Annotated in this window: 28 protein-coding genes; 10 read left to right on the top strand and 18 right to left on the bottom strand. The window is 68.0% G+C overall.

Features of this window, described 5'->3' with window-relative positions:
* The first annotated feature begins 28 nt into the window (after positions 1–28).
* Together ACGFI6_RS37405 and ACGFI6_RS37400 are read left to right on the top strand one after the other, a co-directional pair.
* Complete coding sequence (locus ACGFI6_RS37405; RefSeq protein WP_393127272.1) at positions 29–565, top strand: hypothetical protein; 537 nt, start codon at positions 29–31, stop codon at positions 563–565.
* A 129-nt stretch (positions 566–694) separates the two neighbouring features.
* Positions 695–1,186 (top strand): hypothetical protein, encoded by a 492-nt coding sequence (locus ACGFI6_RS37400; RefSeq protein ID WP_393127270.1) that lies wholly within the window; start codon positions 695–697, stop codon positions 1,184–1,186.
* A gap of 77 nt (positions 1,187–1,263) precedes the next feature.
* Here ACGFI6_RS37400 and ACGFI6_RS37395 read toward each other — a convergent pair whose 3' ends face one another.
* Complete coding sequence (locus tag ACGFI6_RS37395) at positions 1,264–1,815, bottom strand: YceI family protein (RefSeq protein ID WP_393127268.1); 552 nt, start codon at positions 1,813–1,815, stop codon at positions 1,264–1,266.
* Positions 1,816–1,993: 178 nt separating this feature from the next.
* Here ACGFI6_RS37395 and ACGFI6_RS37390 point away from each other — a divergent pair, with 178 nt between their 5' ends.
* The 4 genes from ACGFI6_RS37390 (at position 1,994) to ACGFI6_RS37375 (ending at position 4,092) form a co-directional block, all read left to right on the top strand.
* On the top strand, positions 1,994–2,512 hold the full coding sequence (locus ACGFI6_RS37390; protein ID WP_393127266.1) for a hypothetical protein: 519 nt from the start codon (positions 1,994–1,996) through the stop codon (positions 2,510–2,512).
* A gap of 92 nt (positions 2,513–2,604) precedes the next feature.
* Entirely contained in the window at positions 2,605–3,093 is a 489-nt protein-coding gene (locus tag ACGFI6_RS37385) for an FBP domain-containing protein (RefSeq protein WP_393127264.1), read from the top strand.
* Positions 3,094–3,289: 196 nt separating this feature from the next.
* Positions 3,290–3,544, top strand: coding sequence for a hypothetical protein (locus ACGFI6_RS37380; protein WP_393127262.1), 255 nt, complete (start codon positions 3,290–3,292; stop codon positions 3,542–3,544).
* Between the two features lie 23 nt (positions 3,545–3,567).
* Positions 3,568–4,092 (top strand): orotate phosphoribosyltransferase, encoded by a 525-nt coding sequence (locus tag ACGFI6_RS37375; RefSeq protein WP_393127260.1) that lies wholly within the window; start codon positions 3,568–3,570, stop codon positions 4,090–4,092.
* Positions 4,093–4,142: 50 nt separating this feature from the next.
* Here the strand turns inward: ACGFI6_RS37375 and ACGFI6_RS37370 are convergent, their stop codons facing one another.
* Positions 4,143–5,408, bottom strand: coding sequence for an exonuclease domain-containing protein (locus ACGFI6_RS37370; RefSeq protein WP_393127258.1), 1,266 nt, complete (start codon positions 5,406–5,408; stop codon positions 4,143–4,145).
* A gap of 105 nt (positions 5,409–5,513) precedes the next feature.
* Positions 5,514–6,146, bottom strand: coding sequence for a hypothetical protein (locus ACGFI6_RS37365; RefSeq protein WP_393127256.1), 633 nt, complete (start codon positions 6,144–6,146; stop codon positions 5,514–5,516).
* Between the two features lie 18 nt (positions 6,147–6,164).
* Between ACGFI6_RS37365 and ACGFI6_RS37360 the strand changes: the two genes are divergently transcribed.
* Entirely contained in the window at positions 6,165–6,320 is a 156-nt protein-coding gene (locus tag ACGFI6_RS37360) for a hypothetical protein (RefSeq protein WP_166677970.1), read from the top strand.
* Between the two features lie 112 nt (positions 6,321–6,432).
* On the opposite strand, the gene ACGFI6_RS37355 is transcribed toward ACGFI6_RS37360, so the two are convergent.
* Together ACGFI6_RS37355 and ACGFI6_RS37350 are read right to left on the bottom strand one after the other, a co-directional pair.
* On the bottom strand, positions 6,433–6,924 hold the full coding sequence (locus ACGFI6_RS37355) for a metallophosphoesterase family protein (RefSeq protein WP_393127253.1): 492 nt from the start codon (positions 6,922–6,924) through the stop codon (positions 6,433–6,435).
* Positions 6,925–6,935: 11 nt separating this feature from the next.
* The gene (locus tag ACGFI6_RS37350; RefSeq protein ID WP_393127251.1) at positions 6,936–7,925 is read right to left on the bottom strand and encodes an NAD-dependent epimerase/dehydratase family protein; all 990 of its coding nucleotides are present in this window, start codon (positions 7,923–7,925) and stop codon (positions 6,936–6,938) included.
* A 188-nt stretch (positions 7,926–8,113) separates the two neighbouring features.
* Between ACGFI6_RS37350 and ACGFI6_RS37345 the strand changes: the two genes are divergently transcribed.
* A complete protein-coding gene (locus ACGFI6_RS37345) occupies positions 8,114–8,425 on the top strand; it encodes a hypothetical protein (RefSeq protein WP_393127249.1) in 312 nt (103 codons plus the stop codon).
* 104 nt (positions 8,426–8,529) lie between these two features.
* Here ACGFI6_RS37345 and ACGFI6_RS37340 read toward each other — a convergent pair whose 3' ends face one another.
* From ACGFI6_RS37340 to ACGFI6_RS37310, 7 genes are all read right to left on the bottom strand, one after another.
* The gene (locus tag ACGFI6_RS37340) at positions 8,530–8,925 is read right to left on the bottom strand and encodes a hypothetical protein (protein ID WP_393127247.1); all 396 of its coding nucleotides are present in this window, start codon (positions 8,923–8,925) and stop codon (positions 8,530–8,532) included.
* Positions 8,922–9,167 carry a hypothetical protein gene (locus ACGFI6_RS37335; protein ID WP_393127245.1) on the bottom strand — a complete coding sequence of 82 codons (246 nt, stop codon included), beginning with the start codon at positions 9,165–9,167 and terminating at the stop codon, positions 8,922–8,924. The genes ACGFI6_RS37340 and ACGFI6_RS37335 overlap by 4 nt, the downstream gene beginning before the upstream one ends.
* Positions 9,168–10,352: 1,185 nt before the next feature.
* Positions 10,353–11,489, bottom strand: coding sequence for a hypothetical protein (locus tag ACGFI6_RS37330; protein WP_393127243.1), 1,137 nt, complete (start codon positions 11,487–11,489; stop codon positions 10,353–10,355).
* Positions 11,490–11,508: 19 nt separating this feature from the next.
* The gene (locus tag ACGFI6_RS37325) at positions 11,509–11,769 is read right to left on the bottom strand and encodes a hypothetical protein (protein WP_134114190.1); all 261 of its coding nucleotides are present in this window, start codon (positions 11,767–11,769) and stop codon (positions 11,509–11,511) included.
* 17 nt (positions 11,770–11,786) lie between these two features.
* Positions 11,787–12,464, bottom strand: a complete 678-nt coding sequence (locus tag ACGFI6_RS37320; RefSeq protein ID WP_393127240.1) for a hypothetical protein — start codon at positions 12,462–12,464, stop codon at positions 11,787–11,789.
* On the bottom strand, positions 12,461–15,193 hold the full coding sequence (locus ACGFI6_RS37315) for an FtsK/SpoIIIE domain-containing protein (RefSeq protein ID WP_393127238.1): 2,733 nt from the start codon (positions 15,191–15,193) through the stop codon (positions 12,461–12,463). The genes ACGFI6_RS37320 and ACGFI6_RS37315 overlap by 4 nt, the downstream gene beginning before the upstream one ends.
* A 98-nt stretch (positions 15,194–15,291) precedes the next feature.
* Positions 15,292–15,708 carry a VOC family protein gene (locus ACGFI6_RS37310; protein WP_393127236.1) on the bottom strand — a complete coding sequence of 139 codons (417 nt, stop codon included), beginning with the start codon at positions 15,706–15,708 and terminating at the stop codon, positions 15,292–15,294.
* Between the two features lie 123 nt (positions 15,709–15,831).
* Here ACGFI6_RS37310 and ACGFI6_RS37305 point away from each other — a divergent pair, with 123 nt between their 5' ends.
* Both ACGFI6_RS37305 and ACGFI6_RS37300 read left to right on the top strand, forming a co-directional pair.
* On the top strand, positions 15,832–18,903 hold the full coding sequence (locus ACGFI6_RS37305; protein ID WP_393127234.1) for a PD-(D/E)XK nuclease family protein: 3,072 nt from the start codon (positions 15,832–15,834) through the stop codon (positions 18,901–18,903).
* A 45-nt stretch (positions 18,904–18,948) separates the two neighbouring features.
* Positions 18,949–22,467, top strand: a complete 3,519-nt coding sequence (locus ACGFI6_RS37300; RefSeq protein ID WP_393127232.1) for a UvrD-helicase domain-containing protein — start codon at positions 18,949–18,951, stop codon at positions 22,465–22,467.
* A gap of 17 nt (positions 22,468–22,484) precedes the next feature.
* Here ACGFI6_RS37300 and ACGFI6_RS37295 read toward each other — a convergent pair whose 3' ends face one another.
* The 6 genes from ACGFI6_RS37295 to ACGFI6_RS37270 all read right to left on the bottom strand — a co-directional run bounded on the left by ACGFI6_RS37295 (position 22,485) and on the right by ACGFI6_RS37270 (position 26,038).
* Positions 22,485–23,054 (bottom strand): LysE family transporter, encoded by a 570-nt coding sequence (locus ACGFI6_RS37295; protein ID WP_393127230.1) that lies wholly within the window; start codon positions 23,052–23,054, stop codon positions 22,485–22,487.
* 274 nt (positions 23,055–23,328) lie between these two features.
* On the bottom strand, positions 23,329–23,937 hold the full coding sequence (locus ACGFI6_RS37290; protein ID WP_393127552.1) for a DUF4291 domain-containing protein: 609 nt from the start codon (positions 23,935–23,937) through the stop codon (positions 23,329–23,331).
* Between the two features lie 377 nt (positions 23,938–24,314).
* Positions 24,315–24,638, bottom strand: a complete 324-nt coding sequence (locus tag ACGFI6_RS37285; protein ID WP_393127228.1) for a barstar family protein — start codon at positions 24,636–24,638, stop codon at positions 24,315–24,317.
* A 254-nt stretch (positions 24,639–24,892) separates the two neighbouring features.
* Positions 24,893–25,348 carry a hypothetical protein gene (locus ACGFI6_RS37280; RefSeq protein WP_393127226.1) on the bottom strand — a complete coding sequence of 152 codons (456 nt, stop codon included), beginning with the start codon at positions 25,346–25,348 and terminating at the stop codon, positions 24,893–24,895.
* 16 nt (positions 25,349–25,364) lie between these two features.
* Positions 25,365–25,625 (bottom strand): MafI family immunity protein, encoded by a 261-nt coding sequence (locus tag ACGFI6_RS37275; RefSeq protein WP_393127224.1) that lies wholly within the window; start codon positions 25,623–25,625, stop codon positions 25,365–25,367.
* Positions 25,626–25,684: 59 nt separating this feature from the next.
* Positions 25,685–26,038 carry a hypothetical protein gene (locus ACGFI6_RS37270; protein WP_393127222.1) on the bottom strand — a complete coding sequence of 118 codons (354 nt, stop codon included), beginning with the start codon at positions 26,036–26,038 and terminating at the stop codon, positions 25,685–25,687.
* Positions 26,039–26,566: the final 528 nt, after the last annotated feature.

The raw sequence follows: 26,566 nt of genomic DNA, 5'->3' as shown, positions 1-26,566 counted from the left end.
GGGGGTCTTCGTCCAACAGGAGGTACTGATGCGCAAGCGGAACCAGGCGTTGGCAGCGACGCTGCTCCCGGTTTTGCTGCTCCAGGGCTGTGGCACCGACTCCGGGATGGCCGCTGCGGCGCCCGCCGCTCACAAGGCCGCCCGGCCGGTCACCGCCGACGAGCCGATCGGCTCCGACGATCCCGTACTGAACGCCTACTACACGTACCGCGTCGCGCTGGACGTGATGATGCGCAGCGGCGGCAGCAAGACCGAACAACTGCAGCCGGTGATGACGCCGAAGATGTACCAGGCGATCAGCGCCCAGGCGAAGTACTTCCGGACGAAGAAGCTGCACAACACCGGCCTCACCAAGGTCGTCTGGGCCAAGCGCATGCTCGCCTCGAACGGCGTCCTGGTCAGCGCCTGCTACGACACCACCGCCGCGCGTACCGTGAACGTCCGCGGGCGCGGCGTCCTCCCGAACACCACCCCGACCCGCTGGCTCGACCAGATGCGCGTCGTCAACGAGGACTCCCGCTGGATCGTCGACGGCGGCACCACGACCCCGACCACCACCTGCTGACTGCCCGTTTGTGGCGGGTATGCCCGCAGGTTTGTGGCGGGTCGATCACGATCGGGTGGTCACCGGATTGCGCGCGGTCACCCCGGGCAGACTCCGAGATGAGTGCCGACGAGGTCGAGGGGTCCACCGATGATCGACACACACATTCGTGACTGGCTGCCTTCGTGGCTCGGCCACCGTGGCGCGGCCGAAGCGTTCCGCGCACGCGGTACGAGCTCCCGCGTCAGCCGGCTCGCCGCGCAGTACGACGCCGAGGTCGACGCCGCGCTCCAACGCCTGTGGCCGAAGGCGCGGATCTACCACGACCGCGAGTTCACCCGCGACCGGGCGGACTTCCTCCTGGTCGTACGCGGCCGCGGCGTGATGATCGAGACCAAGGTGAAGAGCGATCCCGGGGTGTTCCGCGGCTCCACGCTGCCACCACTGCTCGACCGCCTGCAGCGCGACGGCCGGCGCCTGGTCGTGCTCGTCAACCAGGGCGATCCCGCCCCGGCGCGCGATCTGATCACCGACAAACTCGGCGACAAGGGCCGCATCGTGGTCTGGTCCGGCCCCCACCACGACACCGACCTCCACGAAGCCGTCGAGGCCCTCCTGAACCAAACCACCCGCCACCCCTGACCGCCGCATGCGAGAGGGACCTCGGAGATACCCAAGGTCCCTCTTCAGGCTGCTTGATCTTGCCGAGCTTGCGCGGATCAGGCGTTCTTGATGGCCGAGACCTCGAGCTCCAGCGTGACCTTCTCGCTGACCAGCACACCGCCGCCCTCGAGCGCCGCGTTCCAGCTGACGCCGAAGTCCTTGCGGTTGATGACGACCTTGCCCTCCAGTCCGAGCCGCTGGTTACCGAACGGGTCCGTCGCCGTACCGGTGTACTCGAACTCGACGTCGACCGGCTTCGTCACGCCGCGGATCGTCAGGTCACCGCTCACCGTGAACTCCGCGTCGCCGGTCTTCTTGACTGCGGTGGACGCGAAAACGATCTCCGGGTGCTCGTCCATCGCCAGGAAGTCGTTGCTGCGCAGGTGGTCGTCGCGCTGGCTGTTGCGGGTGGTGATGCTCTTCGCCTGGATCGTCACCTTGCCGGCGGAGTTCTCCGGGTTCTCGCCGTCGATGTGGAACGAGCCCTCGAACTCGTCGAACGCACCACGGACCTTGGTCACCATCGCGTGCCGGGCACTGAAGCCGATCCGGGTGTGGGAGGCATCGAGGGTGTAGTCACCGCTCAGAGCGGCGTACTCGCTGGACATCGAGGATTCCTCCAGAGTTAACTAGTTGAACTTTACACAGTACAGATTTCACCCTTGACGCTCAGAAGTCCACCCCCCACCCGGCGTGTCCGGCCCATGGACCCGATCGGATCGGAGAATGGACCCGGAAGGTCCACAGGTGTGGTGGGACGGTGTTTGGTGGGAGGGGTGTGGGTCGGTGCAGCGGATGGTCAACTGCGCTTCGGCGGCGAGCGACGTCTACCGAGCGGTCAGTACGGTGCTCGGGCGAGAGCGGTTCTGGGCCGAGTCCGCACCGGAATCCGGTGGGGTGATCTCGTTCGTACTGGCCGATGGCCGCACCGACGAGAGCCCGATCGAACAAGCCGTCCAAGACCGCCTCTACCAACTCCGCCACTTCGGCCAAACCCTCACCTTCGCGCTCGCCCCCACCCCAACCGGCGGCACCGACCTGACCCTGACCCTCACCACACCGGCCGACGCGCTCGCCCCCACCCCAACCGGCGGCACCGACCTGACCCTGACCCTCACCACACCGGCCGACGCGATCGCGCCCGCCGCAGCCGGTCCGTCCGACGCCTCCCCCACCACCGCCGACGGTGAGGTTGACTCGGGAGTGCTTGTTTCGTTGCTCTTGCGACTGAAGGCGTTCGTGGACTTCGGCGTCGATCTGCGCAACCACGACGCCCGGCGCACCACCGCGTACGCCGACTCCTGACCCCATCTGTTGCCCCGAGCAACATAATTAACGGGTTGCGGACGCCCCGCCGAGCAGTTCTCATAGGTGGTCGAAGGATCGGAGGAACCACCGTGGAACCGCTCAGCGCCGACGACATCCGGCGTTCGTTCGTCAACTCGACCAAGAGCCAGGTCAAGGCGCTGACCTTGCCACAGAACTTCGCCGAACTCCCCTGGGAGTCGCTCGACTTCCTCGGCTGGCGCGACCCGAAGGCGCCGAACCGCGGCTACCTCGTCGTACGTCGGGACGCCGAGGTCACGGGCATCGCCGTCACTACCCAGGCGTCGGGCAAGGCACGCCGTTTCGCCGGCCTCTGCGACCTGTGCAACACCACACACCACGTGAGCGACGTCGCCCTGTTCGCAGCCAAGCGCGCCGGCTCCGCAGGCCGGGCGGGGAACACCGTCGGCACGTACATCTGCGCCGACCTCGCCTGCTCGCTCTACATCCGCGGCCTCAAAGAACTCGACGTACCCCAAGGCGAAACCGCCACCCCCGAAGTCCGGGCCGAACGCCTGACCACCCGCCTGCACGCTTTCGCAGACCGAGTCCTCGCCTAGCCCACCGCTCGCAAGCTGGATGGTGGGTTTCGTTTGACGGATGGCGGGTTGTTTGACGGATGGCGGGTTGTTTGACGGATGGCGGGTTGCAGCAGGCTAGTGGTGAAACAGCGCGGCAGCCGTCGCGGTCGCATTATGCTGGGCGCACGGACGACCCGCGGTGGATGAGCGGTGAACGAGAGGGAGCGAGTCGCGCATGACCGAGTTCCGCATCACACATGACATCGCCCAGGCACATCCGGACATCCGCGAGCGGCTCACCGCCACCACGATCGAGGCGGTCAACGAGTCGAGCGCCCGTTCCCCCGAGGACGCGGCCCGGGTACTGCGCCACAAGCTCGGCGAGATCGGCGTCCAGATCAGCGAGGACGCCTGCCTGGCCGCGATCGAACGCATCCGCGCCGGCAAGCAGCTCCACTTCGAGATCGAGCCTGCCCCCGACGACGAGTAAGTGCGCCCGGATAGGGTGCGGGCGTGGATCTTGCTGAGCTGGGACGTCGGGTACATGCGACCGCACATCTGACCGGGGAGTTCCTCCTGCGGTCCGGGCAGACGACGACGGAGTACTTCGACAAGTACCGCTTCGAGGCCGACCCGGTACTGCTCGACGAGCTCGCGGCCGCGATGATCCCGCTCGTCCCGGAGGACACCGAGGTTCTGGCCGGTCTGGAGATGGGTGGCATCCCGGTCGTCACGGCCCTCGGCCGCCACACCGGTCTGCCGTGCGCGTTCGTCCGCAAGCAGGCGAAGACGTACGGCACCTGCCGGCTCGCCGAAGGCGCCGAGACCAAGGGCCGCCGGGTCACGATCGTCGAGGACGTCGTCACCACCGGCGGCCAAATCGTTCTCTCCACCAACGAACTCCGCACCCTGGGCGCCACGATCACCACCGCCATCTGCGTCATCAACCGCAACCCCACCACCCCCGCCCCCCTCACCGAAGCCGGCCTAACCCTCCATCCCCTCCTCACCCCCCAACACCTGAACCCCACCACCTAACAAAGCCCGCCCACCCCCCGCTGCCCGCACTTCTGACGGTGACGGGTGGCTCAGCCGGCTCTTCGTTGGTGTTCTGGGGATGGGTTGTGAGTTTCGGCGGGCTGGATTTGTGGGAGCAGTCTGCGGAAGTCGTCGACGGAGATGATGGGTACGTCGAGCTCGCGGGCTGCGCGCGCCTTCATCGACAGGCTGTCCACGTCCGCGGCGACCACGAACGTGGTGTCGGGACGCACCGCCTCCTGCGGCGCGAACCCGGCCGCCACCGCACGGTCCCACCACACCTCGCGCGGCTCCACCATGTCGCCGGTGAACACGAGCGTGCTGCCCCGCGGAAACCCGCGCACCCCAGGACGATCCGGTACGACGTACCGCCCGCTGCTCGCGCGCAACAACGCGTCGTCCACGTCGGACGCACGCTGCCCGAGCATCACCGCCACGGTGTCGAGGTCCCTGCGCTGGTCGGGCGTAATGTCACCGGTCGCCCACGAGGCGTCCGCCAACGCGGAAACGTAGAACCGATGGAGATGGTCGACCTGCGGGCGAGTCAGCCCCAGCTCGGTCGCCACCGCCACGAGCTGATCGGCGTCCGCCGCCGTGATCTCGCGGTTGCCGAGGATCGTGTCCAGCAGTACGAGATACGAGTCGGCCTGCGGCGGCTCCGGTACCCGTGGCAACTGGTCGACAAGCCGACTCATCCACCCGTGCCGCCCACCCGCATGCACCGGCCGGACGGTCGGCGCGACATCGGACCCGGGCAGCTCCGGCCACGGCAGCTCGCGAACCTCTTCGTACGCCCACTGCCACGGCAACGGCGCCGCGAACGCACCCAGGTACTGCGCGAACAGCTCGGCGGTCGCCCGCGTGTCCGCGAGCGCCGAATGCCAGCCCTCGATCGAGATCCCGGCCGCCGCGCAACACGCGCCGAGCGTCCGCTTGGCACCGGGATGCAGGTAGCCGGCCAGCGCCATCGTGCACATCGACCGCTCGGTGATCAGCGGCACCGTGACACCGAGCCGCGCGAACTCCGCCCGCAGGAACCCCAGATCGAACTCGACGTTGTGCCCGACAACCATCCGCCCCGCAAGCAGCTCTCCCAACTGCCGAGCGATGTCGCCGAACTCCGGCGCGGCCAGCACGTCGGCCGTCAGGATCCCGTGGATGTGTTGCGGTCCGAGATCGCGCTGCGGATTCAGCAACGTCACCCACTCGCGCTCGACCTGCCCGCGGGCGTCCAGCAGCACGACCGCGATCTCGATGACCCGATGCCGATGGCTCGGCAGCAGGCCGGTCGTCTCGGTGTCGATGACGGCGTACATCCGGGTCCTCCTCCGGTCGATGACCGACTGAAACAACCCAATCACAAGCCGCCGACAGTTTCCGTCAACCAAGGAATCAGTTCAGGAATCCGCGCAGGGAACCCGTCACGTCTCCGGGAGGTCGACGGCGAGCTCGGCGCCCAGCTTCGCGCCGTGCGCGAGCTGCAGTTCGTCGCCGCTCCAGAAGCGCCCCGGGTCGTACCAGTTCGGCTGCCGGCCGCGCAGCAGTCCCATCGCCTCGTACGTCAAGGCAACCACCTCAGCGCAGTACGCCGACTCGAGCTCGAGCTCCCGCGAACCCTTGCGGACCGCAGGAACGCGGCCGCGCACCCAGCGCGACGCGAGCCGCGCTGTCGACGGGAACGGCGTGCCGTCGAGCCGCGCGACGGTCTTGAGAACAGCGTCCTCCATCGCGCGCGTGACGGGATGATCGAGTTGCCGCAGCCACGCCTGCTGACCGTACTTGCGTCCCCACACCAGCACCGCGTCGCGCAGATCGTGCAGTTGGACGCCGCGGTGATGCGTGCCCGTCCAGACGTCCGGCAGCGAACGGCCCAGCTCGGCGTGCCACATCAGCGGCGGCAGGTCCTCGACGACGATCGCCATCCCGACGTGGTTGACCGGGCTGTTGGTGGTCAGCTGGATCGCGCGATCCGCCGCACTCGCACCGCGGAACAGCCAAATGTCACCTGTTCGTGTCAGTTCCGTAGCGTCATCCAGTGCAATCCGGCTGTTCACGTCGCTAGGTTAGTCGGCATGAAGGTATGGAAGGTGGTAGGGCTTGCGGGGCTCGTCGGCGTGGCTGCCACGGGCGTTGTGGTCGCACGGGGCGAGCGGAAGCGCCGTGCGTACACACCGGAAGAGGTCCGCGATCGCCTCAAGACCAGGGTCAAGGAAGCAGCAAACGCCTGACCCGACCGATGTCGGCCGGGCAGGTGTGGGTGCGCCGTAACTCGGTGGTACGGCGCCGACCACATCTGCCCGGCCGTCTGTCGTTGCAGAACGCAACCTTCGCTTACGGGCGCTAGAGGTTGTGCAGGGCAACGTCTTCAAGGCGACCGGCGTTGATGGTTGCTGTCAGGTAGGTGCAGAACGGCTGTCGCCGGCGGTCCGTCGGGGAGCCGGGGTTCAGCAGCCGCAACCCGCCCGGGCTCGTCGTGTCCCACGGGATGTGGCTGTGCCCGAACACGAGCAGCTCCACTCCCGGGTACGCCGCCTCGCACCGCAGCTCACGCCCTGTGGACTGACCGGTCTCGTGCACCACGGCCACCGACAAACCGTCGAGCGTCTCCCGCGCGACCTCGGGCAGTCGCGCGCGTAACTCCGGCCCGTCGTTGTTGCCCCAGCACCCGATCAACCGGGCAGCACGAGACTCCAACTCATCCAGCAGCCCGACGCTCACCCAGTCCCCCGCATGGATGACCACGTCGGCACGGTCGACCGCGTCCCAGACCGGGTCCGGGAGCTTCTTCGCCCGCACCGGCAGGTGAGTGTCCGACATCAGCACCAGGCGCATAGGCCCACCCTCTACTGGCTCAGCGACGCAATCAACTCCTTCTCCTTGCCATCACTCAGCCCAGCGCGGCGTTCGCGCTCCAGACCGAGCTCGCGCTCCCAGGCCAGTGCATCCACGAGCAGCTCGCGCCGCGGGCGATGCGTCAGCCCCGCCGCCAGCGCGGCTGCGCCACTCCGCGACGACCAACCCTCGTACCCCGGCTCAGTGATCCACATCGCCAACGAATCGGGCCCCATGTACTGCTCGACCTTCTGCTCCTCCAACCACTCACGCGGCGCGAGCACGACCGGCCCGGTATGACCGCCGACCTCCCGCGCCAACTCGATCCACTCCCCGAACGGCACAACCGGCCCGAAAGTGTCGTACGTCCCGGTGCGGCCGGCCGTTGCGTTGTCGAGCAACCAGCCCGCCAGGTCCCGTACGTCGATGACTGCCGTCGCCAGCTCGGGCGTGTCGGGCACGAGCATCGGCTCGTGTGGTGCCCGCGCCGCCCGCGCGACCCACGCGCCGGCCCGATCGCTCGGATCCCCCGGCCCGCCGATCAGCCCGGCCCGCGCGATCACCAGCCGATCCCCGACGGCCTCCTGCGACGCGACCTCACACGCGACCTTCGCCTCGCCGTACAACTCGCGGTCGGCCTCGTCCAGCTCGGTCGGCTCCCGCAGTACCGCGGTCTCGTCCGCGCCGGGCGTGTCGTACTTCAGGTAGGCATTCGCCGACGATACATAGGTCCAGTGCTTCGCCCGGGCGCCGAACGCGGCCAGCGCACCCTTCACGAACCCCGGCTGCCACGACACCTCGAACACCGCGTCCCACTCCCGCTGCGGCACCGCGTCGTACGCCTCCGGACGGCCGCGATCGGTGGCGACCAGCGTCGCGCCGTCGGCCACCGCGCCGCTCTCGCCGCGCGCCAAGCAGGTGACCGAATGACCGCGCGCGAGCGCCTGCGCCGCGAGCTCACGACCGAGGAACGCCGTACCACCGAGGATCAGAATCTCCATGCGGGCCAGCAAATCAGGCCCCGCCGACAATTCCCAGAGACCTCTGCCGAGGGCAGAAGCAACACGCCGTGATCCGGCGCGCTCGTCAGGTCACCGTAAGCCGTATCCCCTTGCCAGGCAGGCGATCCGGGCGCACTGTCGGAGCAGGAGACACCCAGGGGTGAGTGTCGTCAGAACCAGGGGGAGAAATGGCTGGTTTCGTTCAGATCATCGAGTACCGGACGTCGAAGCCGGACGAGGTCGCGGCGCTGATGGAGGAGTTCCGCGCCAAGCGCGAGGCCGACGGTGACGGGCCGGCGCCGGTACGCGGGCTCGCCTGTTCCGATCGCGACGAGGCGGGACGCTACTTCGCGATCGTCGAGTTCGACTCCTACGAGGAGGCAATGGCGAACTCGCAACGCCCCGACACCACCGAGATGTCGGAGAAGATGATGGCGCTGTGCGACGGTCCCGGGAAGTTCTACAACCTCGACGTCCTGGACCGGATGAGCTACAGCTGAGAGATCCTCAGGTACGGCGTACTCCGGCTCGCCCAGGAGTACGCCGTACCGAGGTGACCGGAGCCGGGGAGGGGGATGAAGCCCGGCGCCGGTGGATCAGGTGGTCAACGGAACACGCGGTACGACGACCAGGTCGACGGCGGCGCTGCGCCGTGCGCACCAAGGTCCCGCTCGGAGTGCAACGGATCGGGGTCCTGTGGCTCGGGAGCTGAGTGCAGATCGGGCCACGGACGGGGTGGGAGGGACTCGCGCGGCGGCAGTTTGAGATCGGGGTCGGGGCCCGGTTCGGGGTCCAGCCACTCGATCACGGTCGCCCCGCCGTGGCCGTGGATGGCGACGACGGAATCAATGCCGTCCCACACGGTCGTGGTCGGATAGTCGCCGTACCAGCGGAGCGCGACCGCACCGTCGGTGAACTGCACACCCTCGGCGACGGGCCCGGTGCCGCTGACACCGGAGACGTCCTGATGCCGGATCAGGCGGAAGCGACGAGAACTCATTTCGGTGCTACCTCCCAGAGCCGCTCCCCCGGCAGCTTCCGGCCCGGTCCCGGGTCCTGCTCCGGGAGCGGATCGCTGGTCACACGCAGTCCGGCGAACCGGCGCGACATGGCCGCCGCGTACCGCTCGGCCAACTCCGCCTCGGCCCGGTAGTCGGCGACCACATGGTCCCCGAACCAGACCCGTACGCGACGACGCTCCACCCGGACCACAGCCGGGTGCGGATCACCATCGTCGCCCATCTCAATACACCCGGCACCGAGTCGAGCCGGATCCCATCAGCGACCTCGCAAGCCAACCCTTCACGTCAATCACTTCCACTTCCCTGTGGGGATGGGTTCACAGGAAGTGACGGCCCCCCGCGCCGTTCATGACGCAACTTCGCAGAAAAATCTCACACCCGGTGAAGACCCGTCCCCGTGCAAGCTCGACGTGACATACATGCCCACTGCCGGACCCGCCAGGCGTAGATCCCGTCCACCCGGCTGCTAACGGACGTATATGCCCTGTCGAGCTCGCCGATCCGCGGCGTAGGTCCAGGTCAGTTCGCTGCTCGTGGGACTGCCCGTGGAGCTGCTCGTGCGGGCTGCTCGTGGGGGCTGCTCGTGCGGGCTGCTCGTGCGGGCTGCTCGTGCGGGCTGCTCGTGCGGGCTGCTCGTGCGGGCTGCTCGTGCGGGCTGCTCGTGGGGGCTGCTCGGTGTGGTCGAAGGTGGCGTCGACGCGGTTCGCGGTGGTGCGACAGGTGGTCGTGAGTCGGAGCCTGGTCCCGCCTTCCGCCCTCCAGTGTCAACGCCGCGGTTCCGGCCCTTCACTGTCGACGCCGTACGAACTCACGAGCGCCTGCCCCCAGCACCCGCCGCCCTCCCATAGCGTCGAGTCGTGGCGTGTGGCTGGACCCCGGATCGCCGAGTCGTGGATCGAGGCGGCAATCGGCCGCCATAATCCACGACTCGACGAAACATGAGGCAGTACGCGGCCAGGCAGGCCAACCCGTCGAGGCCGACACGTTGAAGACCGGCACGTTCAAGGCCGGCACGTTGAAGACCGGCACGTTGAAGACCGGCACGTTGAAGACCGGCAGGCGTGCGTCCGCACATGCGCCACAAAGGTGGACATCCACTGCTCTTGGGGGTTCTTCGTTCGCACACCAGCAGAGAACCCTCAACACGACTGGTTAACCTCGCGAGTTGCCCCTTCCCCCCATGCAGGCAGACGGCGAAGCGGCAACTTCAGAGGTGAACCACCCAAATGCCGGCGGCGGGTGGCGGCGGTGGTGCGGGGCGGTGGTGCGGGGCGGTGGTGCGGGGCGGTGGTGGTGCGGGGTGGTGGTGATGTGGGGTGCTGGTGGCGTGGGGCGGTGGCGCTGGGTGGGTCAGGCTGGGGTTATGCGTCCTGTTGAGCTGCCGATCTCCCGGCCCAGATCCAGGTCAGCCGGCGGGGCGGTGGCGGGGCCGGTCGGGGTGGTCGAACGTGGCGTCGGCGCGGTTCGCGGTGATCGTGATCGTGGCGTGTTGCCACTGCTGCTCTTCTGGCATCGAGTCGAGAAGCGCCCTGACCGCTTCCTCCAGATCGACCCCAATCCCAAAGCCACCGCTCAACCGCTCAACCCGCTCCGCCTCACCCTTCTCATCCCGCTCCTCAGCCTCGGACCGATCCTCATCCTCGTCCTCACGATCGGGCGTCAACCCGAAGTCGCGAGTCAGCCGCTCAACCCGCTTCCGCTCTTCCTTCTCATCCCGCTCCTCCACCTCGGGACGAGCCTCGTCCTCGTCCTCGGCGCGATCAGGCGTCAACCCGAAGTCGCGAGTCAGCCGCTCAACCCGCTTCTGCTCTTCCTTCTCGTCCCGCTCCTCGTCCTCGGCGCGATCAGGCGTCAACCCGAAGTCGCGAGTCAGCCGCTCAACCCGCTTCCGCTCTTCCTTCTCGTCCCGCTCCTCGACCCCGGGACGATCCTCGTCCTCGTCCTCGGCGCGGTCGGGCGTCAATCCGAAGTCGCGGCTCAGGCGGTCGGCGCGCTTCTGCTCTTCCTTTTGGTCGCGTTCCTGGAGGATGATCTCGCCGGTTTCGGTGAGGGTGATCTCGACTTCGAGGGGTTCCTGCGGGTCCTGGTCCTCGTCGTCCTTCTCGCGGGTCTTGCGGTACTTCTCGAACGCCTTCCGGGCGACCGCGACCAGCGGCGGCTCGTTGTCCTCGGCAACTTCCAGGTCCTCGTACGTCGCGGTCAGGCGGCTCGTACGGATCTCCACGCCGGCCAGTTTGGTGCGATCGGCCGAGTCCGACGACGGCCTGTTCGTCGACGGACCACCGTCACCGAGCAGCCCCTCGGCCCAGCCGCGCGCCTTCGGCGGTGCCATCGACAGGAAGTGCGCGGCCGCCTCGCACGCCTGCGCCGCCGCATCGAGCTGCTGCGCGGCGACCGTCGCCTGACCACGCGAGGCGATCAGCGCGACCTGAGCGTTCTCGCGGCATCGGGCCGCCGTACGCATCAACTGGTCGACGACACGAGGGATCTCGTCGAAGCAGTCGACCAGACCGCGCGCGACCCGCTGCAACTCCGACGGCATCCCGGCGCCCCCACAATCCTCAGATCTGGTCGGCGTAGTTCTTGCAGCCGGCGGACGCGATCTCTAGCGCCTCGGCGGCCTGTTCGACCGCCTTGCCCGCGGCCTCGAGGATCTCGGTGATGTCGCGGTCGATGCCGGTGGCGGTGCCCGCGATCAAGCTTTCCACGAGCTGGCTGTGCTGCGTGAACCGGAGCTTGAACCCGGCCAGCCCGCCCGCTGCCTGCTTGGCCTCCATCGAGACCTGGTGCAGCTGTTCCTTGAGCCGCAGTACGTCGGACACCTCAACACACTCCCAAACTAGTTGCGCTTCTTCGGTAGCACGATCGCCGTACCGGCCACCACGACCGGCACCAGAATCCCGATCCACCACGGCAGCCCGGCAGCCATCAGTACGAAGACCAGGGCGGCCCCGCCCCAGCCCCACCAGCGCGCGACCGGCAACCGCGGCAGCCCGAGCACCCGGGAGGCGGCCAGCATCGTGACAGCAGCGATCGCCGCGGCCTCGACCCCGGCCAGGAACGATCCGCTGAGCACCCACACGAGCACGAACCCGACCAGCGCCAGAACCGCGCTGATGGTACGCCGCTTGCGCAGCTCCTGGAGCGACCGGGCCTTGGTCCGCAGGTCCTCCAACTGGTCCACGGACTCCGACAGTTGCTCGGTGATCCGCGCCGCGACGGTCTCGATGTCGTTCAGCGCGCGGATCTCCGGCAGCGTGTGGTTCGCGCGCTTGCCCTCCGCCGGCAGACCGGCGCGTTCGAGACTCTGCGCCGCCTTCTCGGCGAGCGCGTTCAGCCTGGTCTGCAGCTTTCGCCCGCGCTCGGCCATCGCATCGGCTTCGGCGGCCGCGGTCGCCTCGGCCTTCGACTTGTGCGCAGTCACCCGGTCCTGCGCCTGCTGCGCGTCGGTCCGCGCCATCGCGACGGTCCGCAGCGCGCGAACGTACTCGGACCACTGTTGTTCTTCGGTCTTCATCGCCGTACCAACTCCAGCGCACGATCCACCTCGTCCGACCGCAGGGCGGCGAACGGTACGACAACCTGTGCCTCGGGATGCAGACCGTCCCACAACAAGGCGCGGTGCGGTTCGGACGCCCATCGCACGAGCGGCCCAGCGACTGCGCGAACGCCGTCCTGCGGGTGCCGGAGGAACAAGTGCGTCGCGACATTGCCCCGCCCGTACCCGAGCTGCTCGGTGCAGACGTGCAGCCGGTTCCACCAGCCGTACGTGATCAGGCCCTGCGCCGGCCCGTCGCGCACGATGTCCTGCAGTGCATTCGCGGGACTCTCGAAGTACCCCTCGGCGTGCACCTGCATCCGCGGTACGCCATGGAACCCGAAGCCGAGCAGGTACGTCGATGCGGCCTGCCCTTCTCGCATCGCATCCCGCAGCGCAAACAGCCGGGGCGCGATGTCGTCGTGCTTGTCGACAGTCTCGACCTCACAGCCGAGCTGACGCAGCACCTGCACCAACGCATCCTTGCCCTCAGCAACGGCCGGCGCGGAGTTCGTACCGTCGACGAAGACGAAGCGCGGCGGATCCACCGCAGCAGCCGCTGTCGAGACCGCGAGGCCGGTCAGCACGCCGAGTGCATCGACCGGGCCGTCCCCCAGTACGAGCACGCCGGCGCCGGGCTCGGGCTGCACCTCGATCGCGACCGGCTCCTCGGTCACCGCGATCGGCAGCCCGGTCCACGGCCGCCCGAGCTCGGGCTGCACTGCCGTCGCAGTGTCCGTCAACCGCGCCGGCTCGGCCAGGTGGAACACCCTTGGCGGATGCACCTCGTCCCCGGCCCGCGACCACAGCTCCGCCCGCAACGAGTCCAGCACAGCCTTGTCCGCGAAGCTGACCAGCACGTGCTGGTTGTCGTCCGGGGAGCCGAAGTTCGCGTTCAGGACTGCCTCGCCGCGGAACTGCAGCTCGGCCGCCGCCGTGTTCCCGCTGCGCAGGATGGCCTGCGAGTCGGCCGGCGTCGTTTTCAGCGCGATCCGGTACGGCACCTGGCCGAAGATCGAGTCCCGTCGCGTCGACAACCGCTTCACGCCCTCGATCGTCTGCGTCGCGAGGACCACGTGCACGCCGTACGCGCGCCCCAGCCGCACCAACCGCTCCAGCAGCTTCGCCGCCTCGTCCGCCAGCTCGTCGTCGTCCTCGAGCAGCACCTGGAACTCGTCCAGTACGACAAGGATCCGCGGCGGCCGATCGGGACCCGGCTCGAGCTCGGCGATGTCGGCGACGTTCCCGTGCGACTTGAAGATCTCGCTACGCCGCGCCAACTCGTCGGACAGATGACGCAGCACGGCGAGGCCGAAGGCGCGGTCACTGTGCACCCCGAGGACGCGGATCTGCGGCAGCCAGTGCGGCCGATCCGGTCCCGGCCCGAGCGCAGAGAACTCGACACCGTGCTTGAAGTCGAGCAGGTACATCTCCAGGTCCGCCGGGGAGTACCGCGCGGCGAGACCGTGGATCATCACGAGCAGGAGATTCGACTTGCCCTGACCGACCGCGCCGCCGACGAGGACGTGCGGGAGCGCCGGGTTGCCGCTGCGCAACCGCACCAGCGCCGGCGTGCGGTCGTCGTACCCGATGACCGTGCCGATCTCGTCCTTGACCGGCCGCCACCACGTCAACCGGTCCGGCAGCGTCCGGTCGAAGTCGATCGTCGGCAGTACGGCGATGTCGGCCTGCTCCGCGATCACGTCACAGATGCCCGCGGCAATGGTCGCGTCGAACGGCGGATCCAGCCGGGCCGGCGGCAGCTGCGCGACCTCGACGCGATCGTTGATGACGGCAACCGGATTGAGGAGCTCGAGCAACTGCTTCGCCTCGACGTCCAGCTCGGCGGCCGTCGAGGCGTCGTAGTGCACGAGGAAACAGATGCCGCGCTTGCCCGCGGTCGCGGCGAGCCGGAGCAGATCCCGCTGCGCCAGCGTGTCGATGCCGAACGGGTAGTCGAAGAGGACGACGATCCGGTATGGATCGGTCACCTGCCCGGTCTCCTTCAGCAGGTCCTCGAAGCGTTCGTGCCCGAGCTGCGCCTGCCTGCTGGCCCGCAGCGACGACACGTCGACCAACCCGGACAACACTGTGTGCAACTGCTCCGCGGTATGCGTTGCCCTGGGCACCAATTGCGGGTACTTCGTGGTCAGGTGCCCGAGCAGCCCCATCGTCCCGGTCAGTTTCGGGTCGAACGCATCGACGCGCAGACGGAACGGCTCGGCGGCCGCGACGAGTCTCAGGGCAACGCTCTGGAGCAGTCGGCGCGCAGTCTCGTTGCGGTCGCCGGTCACCTTCCAGCCGTTCGTACGGAGCAGGGGCGCGACCACCGGCGTACCGGAATCGAGCTCGCCGACCCGCACGTACGACGGGACGCCGGCGCCGACGAGTTGACGCGACCGCCAGCGGGCGTCGTTCGGCGGGACGGCTGCCAGACCGGGTGCGAGGCGATCCGCGAGCAGCCGTGCCTGGGGCTCGGCCGCGGACAACGCCTCGGCGGTCTTCGCGTCGACCAGCGAACGCGACTCACGACGGGCCGCCGCGGTCTGTTCCTGCAGTTGACGATGCAGCTTGACGGCGCGCTGATGCTCGCCGTACGTCAGCCGCCGCGCGTTGTCCAGCAGCTGCCCGAGCGCGTGCTGCAAGCCGCGGATCCGCGCTTCCAGGAGCTCCGGTGCGGCCGGATCTCCGCCAGACTTCTCCGGCACGAGCATCGTCCTTCCACACTTGCCCCGCGACTACGTTTACGCCTGGTGCAATCGTGTCACACCAGTGGTCCCAGTGGTCACTCCAGGTATCAGTCGTCTCAAGGGGCGACGAGCTCCAGCTCGTAGCCGTCGGTGTTGTGCAGGAAGGCGGCGTAATGCTGCGGCCCGCCGGCGTACGGGTGCCGGTCGGCGAACATCAGCGTCCAGCCGTGGTCGGCGGCCTCGAGGACGATGCTGTCCAGCTCCGCGCGGCTGCCGGCGTTCAGCGCGAGGTGGTTCATCCCGGGCCGCATCCGGTCGTGCTCGGACGCCGACATCGCCGGGCTCTGCTCGACCACGACATAGGAGCCATCAGGAGCAATCCAGGTCATGCCACCCGGCCAGCCGTCACCGTCCTTCCAGCCCAGCCGGTCGAGGACCCAGCCCCAACACGCAACGGCCCGGGACAGGTCCGGGACCCAGATCTCGACGTGATGCACCGCGGCAGCCATCGGAGCATTATCGGTGCTCGCCATTTCTATATTGTGCGAGAGCCGCCGCCGGCACCGCAGAAACCTTGGCGTTTCGCGCCCCTTCAGCTTTCTGTCCGTGGCAGGGTCTACCGTCTTCGATGACAGTCGAACGGCGGGAGTTTCCTGATGAGCAGCACGCGGATCGAGAGCACGGCGTACGGCGCCGCGGCTCTGGAGCGTCTGCAGGCCGTCGTCACGCAGCTCAAGGCCGACGACCCGATGAGCCCCGTCACGCTCCTCCTGCCGAACAACCTGTCCGGCGTCGTCGCGCGCCGCCACCTCGCCCGTACGTCCATCGGCGGTCTGTACCTGGCGACCCTGGAACGACTCGCCGAGCAGATCGCCGCGGGCGAGCTCGCCCCGCGCCGGCCCGCGACCCGGCCGATCGTGGCGGCGACCTGGCGGACGGCGCTCGCGAAGGCGCCCGGGATCTTCGACGAGGTGGCCGAGCACCCGTCGACCATCCAAGCGCTTGCCTCCGCGCACAACGAGCTCCGCGACCTGAGCGAGCCCGCGCTCGGCAAGGTCGCGGAGGCGTCCGCGCTCGGTCCCGATCTGATCCGCCTGCATCGTCACGTCACAACGGAGCTCGCCGCCGATTGGTACGACGAGACCGACCTGCTGCGTGCTGCCGCATCCCGGATCGCCGCTGTGCCGTCAACGGTGCAGGAGCTGGGCGCCCTGGTGCTGTACCTGCCGCAGGAGCTGACCCAGTCCGAGGCGGCGTTCGTGGCCGCGCTCGGTGATGCCTCCGCCGATCTCACCGTGATCGTCGGCCTGACCGATGTGCGTCGCGCCGACCGCGCCGTCCGGCGTTCGCTCGAGCGGATCGGTATCGACCTGCCGACCTCGATCTCCAAGAACTACCCGGTCGCGACCGAGATCCTGAATGCATCGGACGCCGACGACGAGGTGCGGTGCGTGGTCCGCGACGTCGTGGCGGCGCTGGAGCACACACCCGCGCATCGGATCGCGGTGCTGTACGCAGCCGCCTCGCCGTACGCGCGCTTGCTCCACGAGCACCTGTCCGCGGCGCGCATCGAGGTGAACGGTCCCGGGACGCGTCCCGTGCACGAGCGGGCGATCGCGCGGACGCTGCTCGAGGTGCTGGCGCTGATCGACCAGGATCTGCCGCGTGCGGACGTGTTCCGCGCGCTGGCGAATGCTCCGACGCGTGACTTCGCGGGCGATCGCATCCCGGTGCCGCAGTGGGAGCGGATGTCGCGCGTGGCCGGCGTGGTGCGCGGAGACGACTGGGACACCCGGCTGGCGCGGTACGCGGAGTCCGAGCGGCGGACGGCCGACCAGGAGGAGGCCGCCGAGGATCCACGACCTGCTGCGGTACGGCGCGCGCAGTACAACGCCTCCAAGGCCGAGCGGCTGCACGCGTTCGCGTCCACGTTGCGCCGCCGGCTGAAGGCCCTTGCCGAGTTGGAGACCTGGACATCGCTGTCGGAGGGCGTGCTGCAACTGTTCCACGATCTGCTCGGTGACTATTCCGCCCTGCCCATCGAGGAGCAGTACGCCGCTGCGGCCGTCGAGGGGTCGTTGAAGGGCCTGTCGACGCTTGACGAGCTCGGCACGCCGGCCAGCCTCGCGGTGCTGCGTGACGTTCTGGACCTCGAGCTGCAGCAGTCGCTGCCGCGCGTCGGGACGTTCGGTACCGGTGTGCTCGTGGCACCGCTCTCCGCGAGCATCGGGCTGTCCGCGGAAATCGTCTATGTCGTGGGGCTGTCGGAGGACCTGTATCCCGGGCGGGTGCATGAGGACGCGCTGCTCCCGCATCGGGTGCGTGAGGCGGCCGCGCCGGAGCTGGCGTCGTTCCGGGATCGGCTGGATGAGAAGCAGCGGCATCTGCTGGTCGCGTTCTCGGCGGGTGCGCGCGTCGTGGCGTCGTTCCCGCGCGGCGATCTGCGGCGGTCGTCGCGACGGTTGCCGACGCGGTGGCTGCTCGGTTCGCTGCGTGAGCTGACCGGTGATCATGCGCTGCCGGCGACCCAGTGGGACAGGTACGAGCAGGTCCTGCAGACCTCCGCGTCGTTCGCCGGTTCGTTGACGACAGCAACGATGCCGGCGACCGAGCAGGAGTGGCAGACACGGGCCGCCGCGGCGCGTTTGTGGGTGCACGACGGCGTACTGGTCAAGGCTCGGGAGCTGCTGCGCGGGCGGGCGTCGATGGCGTTCACGCGGTTCGACGGCGACTTGTCGGGGGTGCCGGGGCTGCCCGAGTTCGCGGTCGAGGACCGGATCGCGTCGCCGACGTCCCTCGAGTCGTACGCGACCTGTCCGCATGCGTACTTCGTCGAGCGGCTGCTTCAGGTGGAGCCGCTCGAGGCGCCGGAGGACCTGCTCGTCATCTCACCGATTCAGATCGGGAACCTGATCCACAACAGTCTGGACGCGTTCGTTTCGCGGCTGTCCGGTTCGCTCCCCGGGTACGGCGAGCCGTGGACGGCGGAGCAGCGGTCGCTGCTGCTCGCGATCGGGGCGGATCTCGCGGAGCAGTTCGAGGCCGAGGGCCTGACCGGGCATCCGCGGTTGTGGCAGCGCGAGCGGCTGCGGATCCTCGGCGATCTGATGGTGCTGCTCACCGACGACGACCGGTGGCGCGCATCACGATCCGCCTCGGTGGTCGCAAGCGAGCTGCGGTTCGGGTTCGACGGCGAGCCTCCGGTGGAGATCCCGGTCCCGTCCGGGCGGGTGCTGCTGCGCGGCTCCGCGGACAAGGTCGACCTCGGTGCGGACGGCACGATCTACGTCACCGACGTGAAGACCGGCGGCTTCTCGCGGTACGAAGGCATCGAGTCCGACCCGGTCGCCGGCGGGACGAAGCTGCAACTCCCCGTTTATGCGTACGCTGCCCGCGCACGACTCGGCGAGACCGCTACTCCGGTCGAGGCGTCGTACTGGTTCGTCCGCCGCGGCGGGAAGCGGATCCCCGTCCCACTGACCCCGGAGGTCGAGGCCCGGTACGTCGACACGCTCGACGTGATCGTCTCCTCGATCGCCTCCGGATACTTCCCGCCGAAGGCGCCCGAGGTCCCCGACTTCCTGTGGGTGCAATGCCACTACTGCAATCCCGACGGTCTGGGGCACAGCGAGGTGCGCGCTCGCTGGGACCGCAAACGCCATGACCCAATGCTTGAGCGTTTGGTCCGGCTCATCGACCCCACGGCGTTGGAGGTTGCGGATGAGTAGGCGCATCCCGTCTACGGTGCTGTCTGCGATCGAGGGGAGCTGCTGATGAGTGAGCAGTTGCTCGACGGAGCGGCCCGGGAGCGGATCCGGACCGACACCGACACCACGCTCTTCGTGGAGGCGGGGGCCGGCTCCGGGAAGACACACGCGCTCGTCGATCGCGTCACGACGCTGGTCCTGCGCGACGGGGTGCCGCTGCGCACCATCGCCGCCGTGACGTTCACCGAGAAGGCCGGCGCCGAGCTGCGCGACCGGCTGCGCGTCGAGTTCGAGAAGGCACGCAAGGGCGACGACCGGCAGCTCGCGGACGCGGCGCTGGACGATCTGGACTCGGCGTCGATCGGGACACTGCACGCGTTCGCGCAACAGATCCTGCTCGCGCATCCGATCGAGGCGGGGTTGCCGCCGCTCATCGACGTACTCGACGAGGTCGGTTCGTCGGTCGCCTTCGAGGAACGCTGGGCCGAGCTGCAACAGCAACTGCTCGACGACGATTCGATCGCCGAGCCGCTGCTGCTCGCGATGGCGGTCGGTGTCGAGCTGAAACATCTCCGCTCGCTGGCGCGGTTGTTCGGCAACGACTGGGACCTGATCGCCGACCGCGTGCTCGTCGACCCACCGGACCTGGTCGCGATGCCGGATCTCACCGGGCTGATCGCTGCGGCGGCACAGATCGGTGGCGCGGCGGACAGCTGCCGCGACCCCGAGGACCGCCTGCTGCCGAAGGTCGTACAGCTCCGCGAACTCGGTCTGATGTTGGAGGCGGCGTCGGACCAGGAGACGCAGCTCGCGATCCTGCAGACGTTCCGCGGGCTGAAGATCGGCCGGATCGGCCGCAAGGAGAACTGGCCGGACATCGGCTCCGTCCGCGCGGACTGCACCGAGGTCGTCGAGGTGGCCGGCTCGCTCGTCGAGCTGCTGCTCGATGCTTGCCTTCGGCACCTTTCGCACTGGATCGCGGAGCGGGTTCTGGAGTCGGCCGAGCTGCGACGCGCCGACGGGCGGCTCGAGTTCCACGACCTGCTGGTGCTCGCGCGGGACCTGCTGCGCCGCGACGCCGACGTACGTGACGATCTGCAGGAGCGATACGAGCGGCTGCTGCTGGACGAGTTCCAGGACACGGATCCGATCCAGATCGAGCTCGCGGTCCGGATCGCGGGCGGCGCTGAAGCCTTCGCCCCGGACTGGCATGACGTCGAGGTGCCGGAGGGCCGGCTGTTCGTGGTCGGCGATCCGAAGCAGTCGATCTACCGGTTCCGTCGCGCGAACATCGCAACGTACCTGACCGCTCAGGACCTGCTCGGCGAGACGGTTGCCCTCACGACGAACTTCCGTACCGTGCCGCCCATCCTCACCTGGATCAACACGGTCTTCGCGACGCTGATCCAACCTCAAGAAGCCGCACAACCGTCGTACCAAGCCCTCGCCCCGCACCGCACCAACCCAACGGCAGCCAGCGCCTCCGCTGGAGCCGTTGCCGGCGGGCTCGCACCGAAGCGCCGCAGTGCACCGCCGGCCGATGAACCGACTTCGGTCGAGGGCGATCAGCTCTCGATGTTCGACGAGCCGACGCTCTTCGACACCGACGACGAATCCGACACGAGCGAGCAGGTCAACGATCTGGCCTCCGTCCTTCCGTTCCGGCGGCGCGACGATGCGGGCAGCGCGGATCCTGGGCCGATCGAACCACCATCCGACGAGCCCGAGGATCCAGCAGCCGGCCCCGCCGTCACCATCCTCGGCGCGGTCCCGCATGACGACCTCCCCCGCGCCCAAGCCTCCGTCCTCCGCGAACGCGAAGCCACCGACGTCGCATCCGTCATCGAGGAAGCGCTGCGCGACGGCTGGCTGGTGTACGACGACCGCTCGGAATCCTGGCGCCCCGCGGAAGCCGGCGACATCGCCGTACTCGTCCCGGCCCGCACCTCGCTCCCGTTCCTCGAGGACGCCCTCGACCGCGCCGACATCCCGTACCGCGCCGAAGCGAGCTCTCTCGTCTACCAAACCGCCGAGGTCCGCGACCTGCTCGCCTGCGCCCGCGCGCTCGGCGACCCCAGCGACCAACTCGCGCTCGTCACCACCCTCCGCTCCCCACTGTTCGGTTGCGGCGACGACGACCTTTACACCTGGAAGCGCAACGGCGGCTCGTTCACCCTGACCGCAAAGGTGCCCGACCAGCTCCTCACCCACCCGGTCGGCGACGCGATGGAGTGGCTCCGCCGGACGTACTACGCCGCCCGCTGGCTGACCCCGAGCGAGGTGCTCGCGAAGATCGTCGCCGACCGCCGGATGCTCGAGGTCGCCGCGATCGGCCCGCGCGCCCGCGACGCCTGGCGGCGGATCCGGTTCGTCGTCGACCAGGCCCGCGCCTGGTCCGAGGTCGAGCACGGCGGCCTGCGTTCGTACCTCGCCTGGGCCGCACACCAGGGCGAGGAAACCTCCCGCGTCGCCGAGGCTGTTCTTCCCGAGACCGACGCCGACGCGGTCCGGGTGATGACGATCCACGCCGCGAAGGGCCTCGAGTTCCCGATCGTGATCCTGTCCGGCATGACCGCCTCGCCGAACCGGCAACGCGGCGTCCAGGTCCTGTGGCCGCAGTCCGGCGGGTACGCCGTGAAGCTCAAGTCCTCCGTGCAGACCGAGGACTTCGACCTGGTGCAGCCCGTCGACGAGCAGATGGACGATTACGAACGCCGCCGCCTGCTGTACGTCGCCGCGACCCGCGCCCGCGACCACCTGATCGTGTCGCTGCATCGCTCCGGCAACCGCCGCCACACCAGCAACGCGGAGCTCCTCGCCACCGCGGGCGGCGTCGAGGCACCACACTCGACCCTTTTCACCGGCCTGCCGGTCCCCGACCGCGAGCCCACCGCAGTGCCCGACGTCACCCCGCCCATCTCCCGCACCGAATGGGAATCCCGTGCCGACGCCGCCCGGACCGCCAGCCGAACGCCGTCAGCCCAGTCAGCCTCCGGCTTGGAAGGCACCGGCCCTGAGTTTGCCCTTGAGGCAGACAATGACACCGGATCGGCCGACCGCATCGACCCCGGCACCGCGAAGGCCGCCCGGGACCTCGAGCTCCCACCGTGGTCCAAGGGCCGGTACGGCACCGCGATCGGTCGCGCCGTCCATGCCGTACTCCAGGTCGTCGACCTCTCCACCGGCGCCGGCCTCGAGTCCGCTGTGTCGACCCAATGCTTGGCCGAGGGCGTCCTCGAATACACCGACGTCGTCACCGCGCTGGTGCGCTCGGCGCTGGCGTCCGACGTGGTGCGGCGCGCCGCCGCTCGCGAACACTGGCGCGAGTCGTACGTCGGCACCGTCCAGCCCGACGGCACCGTACTCGAAGGTTTCGTCGACCTGATCTACCGCGAGGACGACGGCCGCCTGACGATCCTCGACTACAAGACCGACGCGATCCCCACCGCAGCGTTGGACAGCCGCGTCGCGTACTACGCGCCACAACTCCGCGCGTACGCAGAGATTCTCCCGAACACCGGCCCGCCGGTACTGCTCTTCCTCAACCCGGCCGCAGCCGTCGAGCGCCTCGTACCGACGAGCTGATCCCGGCAGCTGGTGCCTTAGGCAACCAATCGGATCGCGAGTACGACGATCAGTGCGCTCGAGGCCAGCGTGGTACCAAGCCGGCCACGCGGCCCGGTCAGGATCCGCCCGAGCAGAGCACCACCGCCCGCAAGCAGCAGTTGCCAACTCGCCGACGCCACGAACGCCGCAGTGACGAACACGATCCGCTCCCCAACGCCCGCGACACCCGATCCCCCGAGAATCAGCGCAGCGAAGTAGATCACCGTCCACGGGTTGAGCATCGTCATCCCGAGCATCCCGAGGAACGCAGTCCGCGCCGCCACCGGAGTCTCCTGCTGCAACGCATCGATCCGCCGCTCGCGATAGCGCCGTACCGCCTTGCCCGTACCCATCACCGCGAGCCCGATCAGTACGGCAACCGATGCCCAGCGCAACGGTCCGACAATCGGCACCAGCAGCGGAGCCAACGCCGTACCCGCTCCGGCTGCCACCGCGGCATACGCACCATCAGCTGTGGCAACCCCGAGCGCCGCGAACGCCCCGATCCGCAACGAACTCCGAGCAGTCAACGCAACCAGATAGGTCCCGACAGGCCCAACCGGCACAGCAACGCCATACCCAGCCAAGAGCCCCGCGACCACCACCCCGATCACAACGGACCGAGCATCGACCCCCACCACCGACCGGCCTGCTGCTGAACCCGAGCCGCCAAGGCCACAGGTTCGATCAGCAACAGTCCAATAGTCGTAGTCATAAACCCATCATCAACAAACCACCAGACCCCCTCAACCCAATTACCCCCGCGACCATCCACCCGGGGGATCACCACAGTCCCCCACAACCCGCCCGCCACCGACCCACGACCACCGCACTCCCGCCTTAGCGCGGTGGATGGACGCCTGGGGTTGTGGCGATCTTCGCCGCCAGTTCGTCGGAGATCGGGTACGGGCGCTCGACTGGCAACTCCGCTTCCGCCGCTTCCACCGATGTCCGCGCCAGATCCCGCACGTGCTGCATCTCCGCAGTGACGTCCTCGAGCCGCACGATCCACTCGTTCACGTACCGCCGCACCGCATCCCCCGACAACCCGATCTGGATCGACCGCACCTGAGGCCGCGCCGTCATGGTCACCGTCTGCTCCGGATCCCACTGGATCCGCACCGGCGCCCCCACCAACGACTGCTTCCAAGCCGCCTCGGACTCATGAAACCCAGCCTGATAATGCGAAAGCACCCCACGCGCCAACGCCCACTCGAACCCGTCCCGCGCGAGATGAACCCGCAACACCCGAGTCTGCCCCGGCTTCGTCCCCCACCCCGACCGATAAGCCATCCACAAGAACGAAGGCTTGATCCAGGTCATCCTCGCCATCCCGAACGGCTCCACAAACGTCCCCGCCCGCAACGCCGCCTCCGCAATCTCCGGCGAGTACGCCTGATAGACCGCCACCGAAGCCCCGTCATACAAAGCCCGAACCTGCCGAAACACCCCAGCATCCACACCCGGATCCTAAAGCCCACCGACCAGAACGCCCCCCCGCCACTCCCCCACCTCAACAACACATCGAACCCTATTCGAAGCCCATCCTGTGCGCCGGATCTGATGCCGCGCGGACGGTGTCGTGCGCGCGCTGCCGCTCGCACCACCGACGGCCTGACACCTTCACCCGCTCGGAACCGGCCCGCAGCTTCCCCCGGATCCGGCCCGCACCACGCCGAGTCGTGGCGAATGGCTCCCAAGGTGTTCGCCGAGTCGTGGATAAGGGCTGAGATCCGCAACCACAACTCACGACTCGACGGGTACGGACCCGCAGGATGACCTCGGTCCAGCCACGACAAAGCCATCCGTGCACGCGGAACGAGCGATCAGTCGCCGACCGTACCTACGTCGTCGGAATCGACGAGCACCGTGTGAAAGGCCACCTCGCCTCGACCCCAGGCCGGACCGAGTGCGAACGCGCGCGACCAGTACCTGCCAATGCCCCGCAAATGCCGCAGAGACGTTGCCCGATCATCCAACTCGTCCGCCAGCACCTGGTCCGCGGAGTCAATAACCGTCAGGTACCCATTCGCAGGCATCCACGCCAGGTCAGTCATGCATTCATCGAACGCCGCCCAGTTCCACCCGAAGTACTCAGGCAACCTGAACTCCCTGACGTACTGCTGGAAGAGATCGTCAACCGTACGCATCCGCCTACCATCCATAAGCATCCGCACGCCATCGCTCGCAGAAGTCGAAGACAACAACCGACTCAAGCCCAGCCGCCCGATCTCATGAACCCATGGACCATCAGGACCAGTCAGGTCGCCGTCGCGACTCATCACACTCCCAGCGCCGCCCATACCCAGCGATTGCGGTCACCTCGTACCTCCACATCCGGACAACACCGATCAAACTGTCCAACTAGAAGTACGGCCCGTCTGTCCGCCGACCGCGCCAGCCATCACTCATCTGTGGCGGTGTCCTCTCCGGGAAGCGGGATGTCGACGTTGTAGTTGTCCCGCACATCTGCGGCCAGCACCGCGCCGGCAATCCGTGGCAGACGAACCTTCCACCAAGGACCCTGCGAACGCACCTTCTCATCGGACAGCAACCGACGGAAGCGCTCATCGGCCTCGGCGACCTGTTCGCGAACCCACACCATCTGGTCGAAGCGCTGCAGCCGCTCGGACCGGAGGACTCGCTCCACTGTCTCCCTGACGCTCAGGTCGTTCTCGTATTCGTAGATGTCCTGGCCATATCCTTCTTCACACCACTGGACGAACGACCTCCATTGGTCGACGAGAGCCATCGGCGACAGCGGCCGCCCACGCCCCATCGAATCCATCACATCCCGATACGCCTCAAGGAACTCCCGCGTATCAGTCTCGTCCGACCGGTCGGCACTCTCGATCTCCAAGGCACCCGGGACGCGATCATCCGTTGGCAACCCGAAGAACCTTCCACTTTCGAGCCGGCAGACTCATTACCGACCCCAACTCCGCGATCCGCTCCACTAAATGAGAGCTAAGTTCTACGTCGTACTCATCCAGTTGACTGCATAACATCTCAAATGCCATGCCCGCCTCATTGTGATCGACGTAGTCAAGAATATCTTCTACTCCCGCGGTCCGTATGTGTCTCTGCAACTCCAGCACAACCGCGCGCAGCTGGAAATTCAGCTCATCTTGATTCATTTGATCTTCCCAGAACAAGGTAGGACCCGTCGTCGCCTGGCCGCCCGAGGGGCGAGTCGTCAGTCATCAGGTTCGAACTCGATCAGGTCGTCGATCGCGCGTCGCAGCCAGTCGTAGAACGACGGGAGCGTCTCGCGAAGCTCACCACCGGAGGAGTCGAAGTCGTGGATGATCAAGACCTCACGGCCACCAACCTGCCAACAAGCAACGTCATCGTTGTCCTGCCGCCGCGCGAACGGCACCAACCGCCGCCCCGGATATCGCGCCGCCAACCCACGGAACCGCGCGGACAGCAAGTCACCTTCCAGGATTCGCCACGGCTCGAGATCGACCAGTCCAAGCTCGACCACGCGAACGAACGAAGCCGGATACCAGAATCCGTCCGGAACATCCGCACTAGGGAGCCCGTACATCAGTTGTTCCGTGCATCTAGCCAGCACCATTCCTCGCCGGATCGTGAACTGCAGAGGTTAAGTGGCATCGGCAAGCCCGCGCGCGTACTGCCTCAGCATCGACAGGTGCTGGTCTGAGATTGGCGTTATCGGATCGTCCGGGTTCAAGGCGCAGTCGAACCCGCGTTGCGCAGTCATCCAAGCCAACACTCCCCCCGACATGCAGTCAGGGTCGAACAACTGCGGAGGATCGCAGAATGGAAGGCCCTCAGCCCCGATCCACGAAACAGAACAACCCGCATCGACGAGCGCAGCGAGTGAGACGCGAACGGCAGTCCGCATCTCTTCAACTCTTGGCCAGACAAGGATCGGGACATCCCACGTAACGATCTCCCACGAGTCTCCCCGCAAGATGAACTCGTCAACAAGCGGTGCCCCAATCCACGCGTCAGCGGGAAAGACCGCCCGCCGCGACCCGCCGAGTCCGGCGAGCCCGTAGATCGTGATACCAGGTACCTCATCGCCATCGACGACAACCACGAGCGATTC

The organism is Kribbella sp. NPDC048928 (assembly GCF_043197975.1).
GTDB lineage: Bacteria > Actinomycetota > Actinomycetes > Propionibacteriales > Kribbellaceae > Kribbella.
Note: the sequence above shows the minus strand (reverse complement) of the source record. Positions and strands in the feature narration are given on the sequence as shown.